Annotated in this window: 7 protein-coding genes and 2 pseudogenes; 5 read left to right on the forward strand and 4 right to left on the reverse strand. The window is 67.0% G+C overall.

Annotated features, from left to right (window positions below):
• Window positions 1-2 precede the first annotated feature (2 nt).
• Genes ASF45_RS19770 through nanR form a run of 3 tightly spaced genes read left to right on the forward strand, consistent with a single transcriptional unit; the run spans window position 3 to window position 3,418 of the window.
• A complete protein-coding gene (locus tag ASF45_RS19770; RefSeq protein ID WP_056666546.1) occupies window positions 3-1,265 on the forward strand; it encodes a ribulose-bisphosphate carboxylase large subunit family protein in 1,263 nt (420 codons plus the stop codon).
• Window positions 1,265-2,653, forward strand: coding sequence for a 3-oxo-isoapionate kinase OiaK (gene oiaK, locus ASF45_RS19775; RefSeq protein WP_056666549.1), 1,389 nt, complete (start codon window positions 1,265-1,267; stop codon window positions 2,651-2,653). The genes ASF45_RS19770 and oiaK overlap by 1 nt, the downstream gene beginning before the upstream one ends.
• A gap of 36 nt (window positions 2,654-2,689) precedes the next feature.
• Window positions 2,690-3,418, forward strand: a complete 729-nt coding sequence (gene nanR / locus ASF45_RS19780; RefSeq protein ID WP_082551141.1) for a transcriptional regulator NanR — start codon at window positions 2,690-2,692, stop codon at window positions 3,416-3,418.
• 2 nt (window positions 3,419-3,420) lie between these two features.
• Here nanR and ASF45_RS19785 read toward each other — a convergent pair whose 3' ends face one another.
• On the reverse strand, window positions 3,421-4,506 hold the full coding sequence (locus ASF45_RS19785) for an isocitrate/isopropylmalate dehydrogenase family protein (RefSeq protein ID WP_056666552.1): 1,086 nt from the start codon (window positions 4,504-4,506) through the stop codon (window positions 3,421-3,423).
• A 98-nt stretch (window positions 4,507-4,604) separates the two neighbouring features.
• Here ASF45_RS19785 and ASF45_RS19790 point away from each other — a divergent pair, with 98 nt between their 5' ends.
• Together ASF45_RS19790 and ASF45_RS19795 are read left to right on the forward strand one after the other, a co-directional pair.
• A complete protein-coding gene (locus ASF45_RS19790; RefSeq protein ID WP_056666555.1) occupies window positions 4,605-5,480 on the forward strand; it encodes an NAD(P)-dependent oxidoreductase in 876 nt (291 codons plus the stop codon).
• Between the two features lie 74 nt (window positions 5,481-5,554).
• Entirely contained in the window at window positions 5,555-6,124 is a 570-nt protein-coding gene (locus tag ASF45_RS19795) for a hypothetical protein (RefSeq protein ID WP_056666558.1), read from the forward strand.
• Window positions 6,125-6,140: 16 nt separating this feature from the next.
• Here the strand turns inward: ASF45_RS19795 and ASF45_RS19800 are convergent, their stop codons facing one another.
• The 3 genes and pseudogenes from ASF45_RS19800 to ASF45_RS19810 all read right to left on the reverse strand — a co-directional run.
• Complete coding sequence (locus tag ASF45_RS19800; RefSeq protein ID WP_369802145.1) at window positions 6,141-9,080, reverse strand: beta strand repeat-containing protein; 2,940 nt, start codon at window positions 9,078-9,080, stop codon at window positions 6,141-6,143.
• 236 nt (window positions 9,081-9,316) lie between these two features.
• A pseudogene (locus ASF45_RS37125) lies at window positions 9,317-9,739 on the reverse strand (calcium-binding protein); the annotation flags it as partial.
• 106 nt (window positions 9,740-9,845) lie between these two features.
• Window positions 9,846-12,458, reverse strand: a pseudogene (locus ASF45_RS19810) (calcium-binding protein); the annotation flags it as partial.
• Window positions 12,459-12,764: the final 306 nt, after the last annotated feature.

The following is a 12,764-nucleotide window of genomic DNA, read 5'->3' on the forward strand; positions in this document are numbered from 1 at the left end:
GCATGGCAGCCCGCTTCGAATCGCCCGACGGCCGCGTCCACGCCAGCTACTGGCTGGAGACCGGCGACCACCCGCAGCACGCCGCCGAGGTCATCGCGGGTGAGCAGTCCAGCGGCACCTTCACGGCCGTGCCGGGCGAGACGCCCGAGCTCAAGGCGCGCGCCGGTGCGCGCGTGGAACAGCTGGAGGTGATCGACCACAGCGACCGCCCCAGCCTGCCCGGCGGCATGGTGTCGGCACGCTACACGCGCTGCCGGCTCACGCTGTCCTGGCCGCTCGAGAACTTCGGGCCTTCGCTGCCCAGCCTGGTATCGACCGTGGCCGGCAACCTGTTCGAGCTGCGCCAGGTCTCGGGGCTGCGGCTGCTGGACCTGCGCCTGCCGGCCGCGTTCGCCGCCGCCGCGCCGGGCCCGGCCTTCGGCATCGCCGGCACGCGCCGACTGGCCGGCGTGGCGACAGGCCCGCTGATCGGCACCATCGTCAAGCCCAGCGTGGGCCTGTCGCCGGCGCAGACGGCCGACACCGTGCGCCTGCTGGTCGCAGGCGGCATCGACTTCGTCAAGGACGACGAACTGCAGGCCGACGGCCCGCACTGCCCGTTCGACGAGCGCGCGCGCGCCGTGATGCAGGTCGTCAACGAAGCGGCCGACCGCAGCGGCCGCAAGGCCATGGTGGCCTTCAACATCACCGGCGACCTGGACGAGATGCGGCGCCGCCACGACCTCGTGCGCGCGCTTGGCGGCACCTGCGTGATGGTGAACCTGAACGCCATCGGCATCGCCGGCCTGCTGGCCTTGCGCAAGCACGCGCAACTGCCGATCCACGCCCACCGCGCCGGCTGGGGCTATTTGTCGCGCAGCCCGGCCCTGGGCTGGGACTACGCGCCCTGGCAACTGCTGTGGCGCCTGGCCGGCGCCGACCACCTGCACGTCAACGGCCTGGCCAACAAGTTCAGCGAGCCCGACGACAGCGTCATCGCCGCTGCGCAAGCGGTGCTGGCGCCCGCCTTCGACGACCATCCCATGGCCGCCATGCCCGTGTTCAGTTCCGGCCAGACCGGGCTGCAGGCCGCGCCCACGCATGCGGCCATCGGCGGCTGCGACCTGATCCACGCGGCCGGCGGCGGCATCCTGGGCCACCCGGGCGGCATCCAGGCCGGCGTGGCCGCGATGCGCCAGGCCTGGGACGCGGCGCAGGCCGGCGTGCCACTGGCGCAGCACGCGCGCCGACACGCCGAACTGCAGGCCGCGCTGGGGGTCTGGTGATGGCGGCACCGACGCTGCCGTCCGGTCTGCTGCTGGCCTACTACGGCGACGACTTCACGGGTTCCACCGATGTGCTGGAGGCGTTCACGGCGGCCGGCGTGCCCACCGTGCTGTTCCTGCAGACGCCGGATGCGGCCGCGCTGGCCCGCTTTCCGCAGGCGCGCTGCGTGGGCCTGGCCGGCACCTCGCGTGGCCGCGACCCGGCCTGGATGCAGGTGCACCTGCGCCCGGCCCTGCAAGCGCTGGCCGGGCTCGGCGCGCCGCTGCTGCAGTACAAGGTCTGCTCCACCTTCGATTCTTCTCCGGGCACCGGTTCGATCGGCTGCGCCATCGACATCGGCGTGCCGCTGATGCCCGGCCGCTGGTCGCCCATGGTGGTCGGCGCACCGCGGCTGGGCCGCTACCAGGCCTTCGGCAACCTGTTCGCGGTGGCCGACGGCCAGGGCTGGCGGCTGGACCGCCACCCGACCATGTCGCGCCACCCGGTCACGCCCATGGCCGAGGCCGACCTGCGCCGCCACCTGGGCGCGCAGACCGGGCGGCCGCGCGCGCTCGTGGATTTCACGCAGCTCCAGGCCGGGCACGGCGCGCAGGCGCTCGCCCAGTGCCTGCAGGACAGCAGCACGCCACCCGTGGTGCTGATCGATGTGCTGGACGAGCAGACGTTGGCCGAGGCCGGCCGCCTGGTCTGGGAGCAACGCGGCGCGGGCGTGTTCACAGCGTCCTCCTCCGGCCTGCAGTACGCGCTGGCGGCCTGGTGGCGCGCGCAGGGCCTGCTGCCCGCGGCCGCGCCCTTGCCGGCGGCCAGGCCGGCCGGCCGCATCGCGGCCGTCAGCGGCAGCTGCTCGCCCGCCACGGCACGGCAGATCGACCAGGCTGAGGCCGACGGCTTCGCGCTGCTGCGGATCGACCTGGCGCGCGCGCTGGGCACCGGGGCGCAGGCGGAGCTGGTGCGGGTGCTCGATGCGGCCTGCGCGGCGCTGGACCGGGGCACCAGCCCGCTGCTCTACACCGCGCGCGGCCCCGACGATCCGGCCGTGCAGGCCTTCGATGCCACCGCCGCCAGCGCCGGCCTGTCGCGCGCGCAGGCCGCCCAGCGCACCGGCGAACTGCTGGCCACGCTGGTGCGCGCCTTGCTGGAGCGCGTGCCTGCGTTGCGCCGCATCGCCGTGGCCGGTGGCGACAGTTCCGGCGAGGTGGCGGCCGCACTCGGCATCACGGCGCTGACGGTGGCGGCGGGCCTGGCGCCCGGCGCGCCGCTGTGCCGCGCCTGGTCGGCCGTGCCTGCGCGCGATGGCCTGGAGATCGTGCTCAAGGGCGGCCAGATGGGCGGGGCCGACTTCTTCGCCCGGGTGCGCGACGGGGCCCTGCATCCGGCAGCCGGATAATGCGCCGGCACCACCCTGCCCGTCCCCGCCTTTCGCATGAGCACCACCGGCCCGATCCAGAAACGCAAGCTCTACCAGGAGGTGCGGGATCGCCTGATGGCGCGCATCGAAAGCGGCGAGATCCGCCCCGGCGAGCAGTTGCCGCCCGAGCGCGAACTCATGGATTTGTACGGCGTGGGCCGGCCCGCCGTGCGCGAGGCGCTGCAGGCCATGGAGCGCTCGGGCATCGTGGAGATCTCGCACGGCGAGCGCGCGCGCGTGGTCGTGCCCACGGCCGACGACCTGATCCGCCAGATCGGCAGCGGCGCGCGGCACCTGCTGAGCATGCAGCCCGACACGCTGGAGCATCTCAAGGACGCGCGGGTGTTCCTGGAAGCCGGCACCGCCCGCATGGCGGCCGCGCGTGCCACGCCCGAGGACGTGGCGGCCCTGCAAACGCGCATCGCCGAGCACGAGGCCTCGCTGGCCGAGCTGGACCGCTTCCTCGACCGCGACATGGCCTTCCACCGCGAGATCGCGCGCATCAGCGGCAACCCGATCTTCCCGGCCATCGTGGAGGCCATCTTCCGCTGGGGCAGCGACTACTACCAGCCGCTGGTGCGCGCGCCCGGCGCCGAGCAACTCACGCTGGCCGAGCACCGGCGCATCGTCGATGCGATCGCGGCGCACGATGGCGACGCGGCCGAACAGGCCATGCGTGCCCACCTGCTGCGCTCCAACGCAATGTACCAGCGCATCGCGCAGCAGCAGCGGACCGCTGGCTGAACTCAGCGCAGGCGCCGGCAGATCGCGGCGGTCATCTCGGTGCAGCTGGCCTGCCCGCCCAGGTCGCGCGGCACCACACGGCCCTCGGCCAGCACCGCTTCCACGGCCTGTTCGACCCGCGCGGCGCCCGCGTGCAGCGCCTCGTCGCCATGCTGCTCGCCGAGCCAGCGCAGCATCAGCGCACCCGACAGCACGGTGGCGACCGGGCTGGCCAGGTTCTGGCCCGCGATGTCGGGCGCCGAACCGTGCGCGCCCTGGAACAGGCCATGGCGTTCGCCGAGCTCGGCCGAGGCCGCGATGCCCAGGCCGCCCACGGTGCCGGCACCCAGGTCGGAGATGATGTCGCCGAACATGTTCTCGGCCACGACCACGTCGTAGAAGTCGGGCTTCTTGAGCATGTGCACGGTGATCGCATCGGCATAGGCGTAGTCGATCTCCACGTCCGAGTAGCCGGCCGCCACCTCGTCGCAGACGGCGCGGAAGAACGCATAGCTGCGCAGGATGTTGGCCTTGTCGCAGACCGTCACGCGGCGCTTGCCGTCGCGCGGTGCACCCTGGCGCCGGCGCGCCAGGTCGAACGAGAACCTGGCCACGCGCTCCGTGCCCTTGCGCGTGACGACCAGTTGGTCGGTGACCACCTCGCCGCGCAGGTTCACGCCCGCACCGCGGCTGGCGTACAGGCCCTCGGTGTTCTCGCGCACGATCACATAGTCGATCTGGCCTGCCTGCCAGCCCGACAGCGGCGACTGCACACCCGCGTACAGCCGGATCGGTCGCACATTGGCGAACAGGTCCAGCTTGAAGCGCAGCTGCAGGTGCAGGTCGTTGCCGACCTCGGTGCCGTCCGGATAGGTCACGCCCGGCAGGCCGGCCGCCCCGTGCAGCATGGCGTGCATGCCCTTGCACGCCGCGAAGGTATCGTCGGGCAGCACGGCGCCGCTGCGCTGGTAGTGCAAGGCCCCGCCATCGAAGTTGGCAAAGCGCAGCACGCTGGCGCCGCACGCCTCGGTGAGCACGGTGACGGCGGCCCGGCACACCTCCGGGCCAATGCCGTCGCCTTCGATGGTCGCGATGTCGTAGCTGCGCATGGCTGTCTCGTCTCCTCGGTGGTTGGCCGACGAATATGCCAGACAATCCCGCGCCGCAGGCCCCCTTTCCCTCTCCGCCAACACGCAAGGACAACGGCATGAAACAGAAGATCGGCATGATCGGCATCGGCCTCATGGGCCACGGCATCGCCCGCAACATCGCCAGGCACGGTTACCCGCTCACGGTGCTCGAACATGCCGGCAACCAGCCGCTGGACGAGCTCAAGGCGGCCGGTGTCACCACGCAGACCAGCGCCAAGGACGTGGCCGCCGCCTCCGAGGTCGTGATCCTGTGCGTGACGGGCACGCCCCAGGTCGAGGCCGTGCTGCTGGGAGCGGGCGGCGTGCTGGAGGGCCTGAAGCCCGGCACCGTGGTGATCGATTGCTCCACGGCGGTACCGACCTCCACCGAACGCGTGGCCCAGGCCGTGCAGGCCGCGGGTGGCCGCTTCCTGGACACGCCCATGACGCGCACGCCCAAGGAGGCGCATGAGGGTCGGCTCAATCTGCTGGTCGGTGGCGACGCAGCGCTGTTCGCCGAATGCCGGCCCATCCTGGCCTGCTTCGCCGAGAACATCACGCACGCCGGCCCCATCGGCGCGGGCCACCGCATGAAGCTGTTGCACAACTACGTCTCGCTGGGCTTCGTGACCTTGCTGGCCGAGGCCGCGGCCTGCGCGCAGCGTGCCGGGGTGGCGCCCGAGGTCTTCGTCGACGTGCTGGCCAAGGGCGGCGGCGGCGGCGCGGCGCTGGAACGGCTCAAGCCCTTCCTGCTGGCCCAGGACAGCTCGGGCCTGCGCTTTTCCATGTCCAACGCGCTCAAGGACCTGGGCTACTACACGCAGATGGCCGAGGACGGCGGTGCCGCGCGCGACGTGGCGCAGGGCGTGCGCCAGACGCTGGAGCAGGCGGTGCAGGCCGGCAACGGCGATCGCCTGCTGCCCGAGCTCGTGGCGCTGCTGGCGGCGCGCTGACCCCGGCGCCGGCCGTGTCACCGGGCGTGGTGATAATGGCCGCACGCCCGCCTCTTCCAAGACAGGAACACGCTTTGAACAAGATCCTCGCCGCCGCATTGCTGGTCGCAGCCAGCACCCTGGCCCACGCCGAAACCTCGCCCGCCAAGAAGGAGCTCATCGCCAAGGTGCTGCAGCTGCAACGCCCCATCGTCGAGACCCAGGTGCGCGGACTGGCCGAGCGGCCGGCCGTGGCGATCATGCAGTCGGTCAATGCCGTGATCCAGCAGCGCGTGCCGCTGGAAAAGCGCGAGGCGCTGATCCGCGAGGTGCAGGCCGACGTGCGCAAGTTCGTGGAGGAAAGCACGCCTGTCCTGCGTGAAGGCGCGGTGCGCCTGCTGCCCTCGACCACCGGCGCCGTGCTGGAGGCCAAGTTCTCCGAAGCCGAACTCAAGCAGCTGATCGGCGCGCTGGAGGCCCCGGCCTTCCGCAAGTACCAGCAGATCAACGAAGAGATGTTCCGCCCGCTGGCCGAGAAGCTCGGCCCCGAGGTGCGCGGCGACATGGAGCCCAAGCTCAAGGCGCTGGAAGCCAGCATCCGCAAGAAGCTGGACGCCGCCATCGGCACGCCTGAAGCCGCCCCGGCGCCCGCCGCCAAGCCCTGAGCCGTGTCAGGCCAACTTACTGCCAGTTCGCCGCGATGACCGGTTGTAGCGTAGCGGCGTAGTCTGCGGGCATCGTCGTCTGCCCTGCGCTCGGTGGAGCGAATGCCGCCATGGCTTGCACCAGTTGTTGAACCTGCGAGCTCATCAGCGCCAGACTGTCGCCGCTCTCGAAGCGCTCCACCTGGTACTCGGCGCCGAGATACCAGTTGCCGACGCTGAACCGGTCGCCGGTGCCCAGCACGCTGATTTCCAGGTCGTTGCCCACCTGACGGAACCACAGCTGGTCGGCCGCGATGTCGGCGCCGAAGCGGGCGGTGTCCTGGTTCGTGGCCGCACTGCCGTTTTCGGTGATCCGGTCGGCACCATCGCCACGGCGCAGCACATAGATGTCGTTGCCATCGCCACCGATCAGGTTGTCTGCGCCCTTGCCGCCGATCAGCGTGTCGTGGCCTGCAGCGCCGCTCAACGTGTTGGCAGCGGTGTTGCCGGTCAGCACATTGTCCAGGCTGTTGCCAGTGCCACTGATGCTGGCGGTGCCGGTCAAGGTCAGGTTCTCCAGGTGGGCACCCAGCGTGCGAGTGACACCGGATTGCACGGTGTCCACGCCTTCGTCGGCGTTCTCGGTGGTCACATCGCTCGCGTTGTCCACCAGGTAGATGTCGTCGCCCAATCCACCGATCAGCGTGTCGGCGCCGGTGCCACCGTTCAGCGTGTCGTTGCCGTCCAGGCCGATCAAGGTGTTGGCCGCGCTGTTGCCCGTCAGCACATTGGCCTGCGCATTGCCCGTGGCCTGTACCGCTGCGGCGCCGGTCAGCGTGAGGTTCTCGACATTGGCGGCCAGGGTGTAGCTGATGCCGGTTTGCACCAGGTCCGTGCCCTCGTCGCTGTTCTCGACGATCTGATCGCCCGCGCTGTCGACCATGTACGTGTCGTTACCGGCACCGCCGGCCAGCGTATCTGCGCCCGCACCGCCGTTGAGCACGTTGGCGGCGGCATTGCCGGTCAGGCGGTTGTCCAGGTTGTTACCGGTGGCGTTGATGGCAGCCGTGCCGGTCAGGGTCAGGTGTTCTACGTGGGCGGCCAAGGTGTAGGTAACGCTGGACTGCACCAGGTCGACACCCTCGTCGGCGGCTTCCACCACCTTGTCGGCCGTGTTGTCCACCACGTAGGTGTCGTCGCCGGCCCGGCCCACCAGCGTGTCCGCACCGCTGCCACCGTTCAGTACGTTGGCAGCGCTGTTGCCGGTCAGCGTGTTGGCCAGCGTGTTGCCAGTGGCGTTGAGGGCGGCGGTGCCGGTCAGAGTCAATTGCTCCACATTGGCAGCCAGCGTATAGCTGACGCTGGACAACACCAGATCCGTCCCGGCACTGGCACCCTCGGTCACCACGTCGGCGGTGTGGTCGACGATGTAGGTATCGTTGCCGGTGCCGCCGGCCAGGGTGTCGGCGCCTTCGCCGCCATCCAGCACGTTGGCGGCGCTGTTGCCGGTCAGGACGTTGTTCAACGCGTTGCCAGTAGCGTGCGTGGCCACTGTGCCGGTCAGCGTGAGTTTCTCGACGTTTGCAGCGAGCGTGTAGCTGACACTGGACTGCACGAAGTCGAACCCTTCGTTGGCGTTCTCCGTCACCAGATCGGCAGCGTCGTCCACCACGTAGGTATCGTTGCCGGCACCGCCGGCCAGCGTGTCGGCGCCCGCGCCGCCATTGAGCACATTGGCGGCGCTGTTGCCGGTCAGGCTGTTGTTCAAGCTGTTGCCGGTGGCGTTGATGGCAGCCGTGCCGGTCAAGGTCAGGTGTTCGACATGGGCCGCCAGCGTGTGGCTGACGCTGGAACGCACCAGGTCCGTGCCCTCGTCGGCGTTCTCCAGCACCTTGTCGGCGGTGTTGTCGACGACGTAGGTGTCGTCACCGGCCCCACCGGCCAGGGTGTCGGCACCGGCGCCGCCGTCCAGCACGTTGGCGGCACCGTTGCCGGTCAGCGTATTGGTCAGGGTGTTGCCGGTGGCGTTGATGGCGGCGGTGCCGGTCAGCGTGAGTTGCTCGACATTGGTGGCCAGCATGTGGCTGACGCTGGACAACACCAGGTCGGTGCCGGCGCTGGCGCCCTCGGTCACCACATCGGCCGCGTTGTCGACGACATAGGTGTCGTTGCCGGTGCCACCGACCAGGGTGTCCGCGCCAGTGCCACCGTCGAGCACATTGGCGGCACTGTTACCGGTCAAGGTGTTGTTCAACGCATTGCCGGTTGCGTGCGTGGCGGTGGTGCCGGTCAGCGTGAGCTTCTCGACGTTGGCGGCGAGCGTATAGCTGACGCTGGACTGGACGAGGTCAATGCCCTCGTTGACGTTCTCAAGCACCACGTCGGCTGCGTTGTCCACGACGTACGTGTCGTTGCCGGTGCCGCCAGCCATGGTGTCGGCGCCTGCGCCGCCGTCGAGCCTGTCGTCGCCGGCTTCACCTTGCACGGTGTCGGCCTCAGCCGTGCCGGTCAAGGTATCAGCGCCAGCAGTACCGCGAATGACCGGTGCCGGAGCGGCCACCACGGTGAGGGTGAATACGTCACTGGTCGCCAGGCCCTGCGCATCGGTGGCCGTGATTCTGATCTGAACGGCTCCGACTGCCATGTGGCCTGGCGTGCCGGAGAACCGGAGGCTAGAAGCATCGAAAGTCAGCCAGGACGGAAGCGCGCCGCCGTCTTCCAAGCGGACCGTGTAGGTCAAGGCAGTTCCAGAATCTGCGTCGGCGAAGGCATTGCTGGGCACCATCCAACTGAAGGCGGCGTTTTCGACGATGCTTTGGTCTCTGATCGGTACGGCCACGAGGGGCGACAAGGATCCCGACACCAAGGCTTTGATTTGTGGAATACCCCAAACGACCGTCGGTGCATCGGCAAAGCGGATCTCCTCGATCTGCCAGCCGTTCGTGGCGTCGGTGTGGAAGTAGTTCTCCACCCGCACCTGGTCGGCCGTGCCACGTCGGCAACTGCCACGCCGGCCTTGAACACCAGTTTGTCCACGTTGCCCGCCGAGGTGTCCACGTCCACGATGCGGTCCTGGCCATCGCCACGGCCGAACAGGTAAGTGTCGTTGCCCGCCTCGTTGCTCGGGTAGCTGAACGGGTCTGACCAGTACGTGCTGCCCACCAGGATGTCGTTGCCCGTGCCGCCGTCCAGCGTGTCGTCGCCCGCACCACCGGACAGAATGTCGTCGCCCGCTTCGCCCTTCAGCGTGTCATTGCCAGCTTCGCCGTGCAGGTTGTCGTTGTCGCCACCGCCGAGCACGGTGTCATTGCCCGCGCGGGCGTACAACGTGTCGTTGCCCGCCCCGCCGTTCAGCGTGTCGTCGCTGGCGTAGCCTTGCACGGTGTCGTTGTCGGCCGTGCCGGTCAGCACCATGGTCTTGACAGTGGCCAGCGTCCACACGGTGGTCGGTGCATCGGCAAAGCGGATCTCCTCGATCTGCCAGCCGTTCGTGGCGTCGGTGTGGAAGTAGTTCTCCACCCGCACCTGGTCGGCCGTGCCACGCCAGCACGTCGGCAACTGCCACGCCGGCCTTGAACACCAGTTTGTCCACGTTGCCCGCAGTAGTGTCGTTGTCCGAGATCGTGTCCTGCCCATCTCCTATGCCAAACAAATAGGTTTGATTGCCCGCACCTCCAAATAGCGAATCGTTGTTGATACCGCTGCTGGCAACTGCGCGCGCCTTCACTTCTGCAATGGTCCACACGGTGTTCGGCGCATCGGTGAAGCGGATCTCCTCGATCTGCCAGCCGTTCGTGGCGTCAGCGCCGAAGTAGTTGTCGATGCGCACCTGGTCGTTGGTGCCCACGATCTTGAGCACCAAGGTGTCGCCGTCGCGGTGGATGGCCACGTCGGCCACCGCCACGCCGGCCTTGAACACCAGCTTGTCCAGGTTGCCCACCGTGTTGTCGGCATCGCGGATGGTGTCCTGCCCGTCACCGCGACCGAACAGATAGGTGTCGTTGCCTGCCGTGGCGTTCGTGTAGTCCCAGTGGCTGTACGAGACGTTGCCCCCGCTCAGCCGGTCGTTGCCCGCGCCGCCGTCGATGGTGTCGTCACCATCGCCACCGACCAGCCAGTCGTCGCCGCTGCCACCGAGCAAGGTGTCGCTGCCGGAGCCGCCTTGAAGCTGGTCGTTGCCACCCTCGCCATAAAGGGTGTCAATGCCATCATTTCCCGCGACCGAGTCATCCCCCGATCCACCAAACAAAACATCGTTCCCAGCGTTGCCCGACAGGTTGTCGTTGCCCGCTTGTCCGTCGACGATGTCGTTGCCGTCCCCAGCGTCAAATACATTGCCGAGGCCGTCGCCGGCAAATGCGTCAGACCCACCGGAACCGGCAGTCGCGCCCGAACTGAAGAAGCTAACTTCGCCGGCACTGAATCCGTCGCGAGCATCTGAATTTGTCACCGCCTGCTGCATCAAGGCGCGCACTCGATCCGTGCCACCCCAGCCCATCTCATCGAACATGACGCCAAGACTTTTGTAGATGTCCAAAAGCAGCGCAACACCTTCCTGCGGATTGGTTGCAGCGACCGCAGTAAGTGCCGCTTCCATTCGGCTGAAATCAAAGCCGACGCCCGTATCGCTCACGGTGAGGTCCACCATGTCCAGGTACTTCGACAGTCGCAACGGCGCCATCAGATTGGACGTGGCGTCATCCACGATTCGGTTCCACAGACTTTCGATATGGCCGATGCCCACCAAGGGCGAAGGAATGCTGACGCGGATGTACCCCGCTTCGCTCGACATGAACGCGATCCGCGTATCTCGGATGATGAGCGACAGTGGCACCCACACCTCCACGGGGCGCCCATTCGTGGGTGCACTCACCGGAATGAACCCGCCGTAGGCATCGCTTTGGACTCGTCCCCAATCCAGAAAAGTATGTCCGGTGAACGCCTCGTAGGCATGGATCTTCTCCAGCCCACCGACCATGCGCTCACGCATGGCATCGAACTTTCCCAAGTCGGCAGCGGAAAGCGTCGCCCGGTAGCTGGCCCGGTCTTCATCGCTGGCCTTGATGGCCATGTCCATCCAGCCGCGCTCCTGATCGTCCTGCGGGTCGCTCAGGATCAGACCGTAGCCGGCCGCAAGACCTTGCCTGCTGGCGCTGTTGTAGGCCGACTCGTTGCCCCACTCACGCAGCAAACCAGCTACGGCATCCTTGAAGCTTCCGTGTGTACTGGCGCCCTTGGCCTGGTTATAGAGCGTGACCAGTTCTGGACTCAGCGTCGCCGCCTCTTGCAGATCACGCACCCAGCCGCTACCGCCGATGTTCATCAACGACTTGGCTTCCTCGCTGATGGTGATCGGGGCAAATGAGCGCTCGAAGTTGTTCTGCGCCAGGATGAAACTGCCCGCCTGACCTTCGGAGCCATCCGTGCGCGTGAAGCTGCCGTTTTGCACCAGCATGCCGTCGCCGTAGGTTTGGAAGGTCGCCGTGCTGGCGATCTGGATATCCCTGACGTTGGCATCGGCCAAGGTCTGCAACTCGGTGGCTTGGCTGATTCCGTCCTGGTTCAAGTCGCGCCAGACGCGCAGATTGGCGTATTGGGCGTCGCTGGCGTCGAACTTCCCGTCAGCGTTGCTATCAAGTTCTGACAGCGCTGCGAAACCGTGGGCGGCCTTGGTGCCGTCGGCCAGCAGGGTTTCATCACCAAACAGTTCGCGTCCGGAATCAATCTGACCGTTGGCGTTGCGGTCCCAAACCAGCAGACCGTCGTCAGCGCCAGCCCAAGCGGTGCCGGTCTTGATGGCGTCGCCATTGGCGTCGAAGAGGATGCCGGCAGATAGAGGGGTGATTTCCAGACCGTCGCCGTCTAGGTCGAGGATTAGGGGGTCGGTGTAGGGGATGTAGTGGATGGTTTTGACTAGGGGGTCGGGAGTGGCCCCAATTGACCGGGAAACGACAGGCCGTGGCGAAAGCGGATAATTTACGTCAAGCAGTGAAGCGCCAATGCCAGCCAATGCCAGCGCACGGCCCACTACTGCTAGAGCCAATCCAATTGGCTGCCCCCCTGGCACGACCATGCAAACGGCTGCCATGACGGAAACACTATTGCCAACGATGCTTATCGCATCGCCCATATTAACTTGATTTTTTTCGTTAGCATCAATTCCGATTTTTACCAAAGTAATGAGCCCTGCGGCTGGATTGACTGCAATTGCGCCACCAATAGGGGCGACGGCAGATATTACTCCAGCAAGCGCCTGACCACCAGCAGAGAGCATGGAAATCCCTTGGCCCGCAGTCCATGTGCCCTGAGTTCCGCCCACAATGGCAATAACAACATCAATCTTTTGATCGCTCATTTGTAGCTCCCAAGAAACACATAGACTCCATAGGCGGCGAGAAGAGAGATTTGTATCCTCACGCTAAGCTTGTTGATCTCCTTAATCTTCATCTCATTTTCCTTCGAGGTTGAATTCTTCTTCAGTCGGAAAACCTTAACAGCAAAACATATTTGAATGCATGCGCAGAGCAGAAAAATAATTCCCAAAGATCTAGCACTCATCGGCACCTCCAAGTAAGTCCATTGGAACAGATTGAAATCTCACAGATATTCCCGCCAGATTGACAAGACGTACAGTGAGGCACTTCCGGCAGTGCACCTAAGC

Origin of the sequence: Pseudorhodoferax sp. Leaf265 (assembly GCF_001422365.1) — a bacterium.
In the GTDB taxonomy this organism is placed as follows: domain Bacteria; phylum Pseudomonadota; class Gammaproteobacteria; order Burkholderiales; family Burkholderiaceae_C; genus Pseudorhodoferax.

Coding starts and splice junctions, on each gene's coding strand:
- ASF45_RS19770 (WP_056666546.1), top strand. CDS start 3: ATGGCAGCCCGCTTCGAATCGCCCGACGGCCGCGTCCACGCCAGCTAC.
- oiaK (WP_056666549.1), top strand. CDS start 1,265: ATGGCGGCACCGACGCTGCCGTCCGGTCTGCTGCTGGCCTACTACGGC.
- nanR (WP_082551141.1), top strand. CDS start 2,690: ATGAGCACCACCGGCCCGATCCAGAAACGCAAGCTCTACCAGGAGGTG.
- ASF45_RS19785 (WP_056666552.1), bottom strand. CDS start 4,506: ATGCGCAGCTACGACATCGCGACCATCGAAGGCGACGGCATTGGCCCG.
- ASF45_RS19790 (WP_056666555.1), top strand. CDS start 4,605: ATGAAACAGAAGATCGGCATGATCGGCATCGGCCTCATGGGCCACGGC.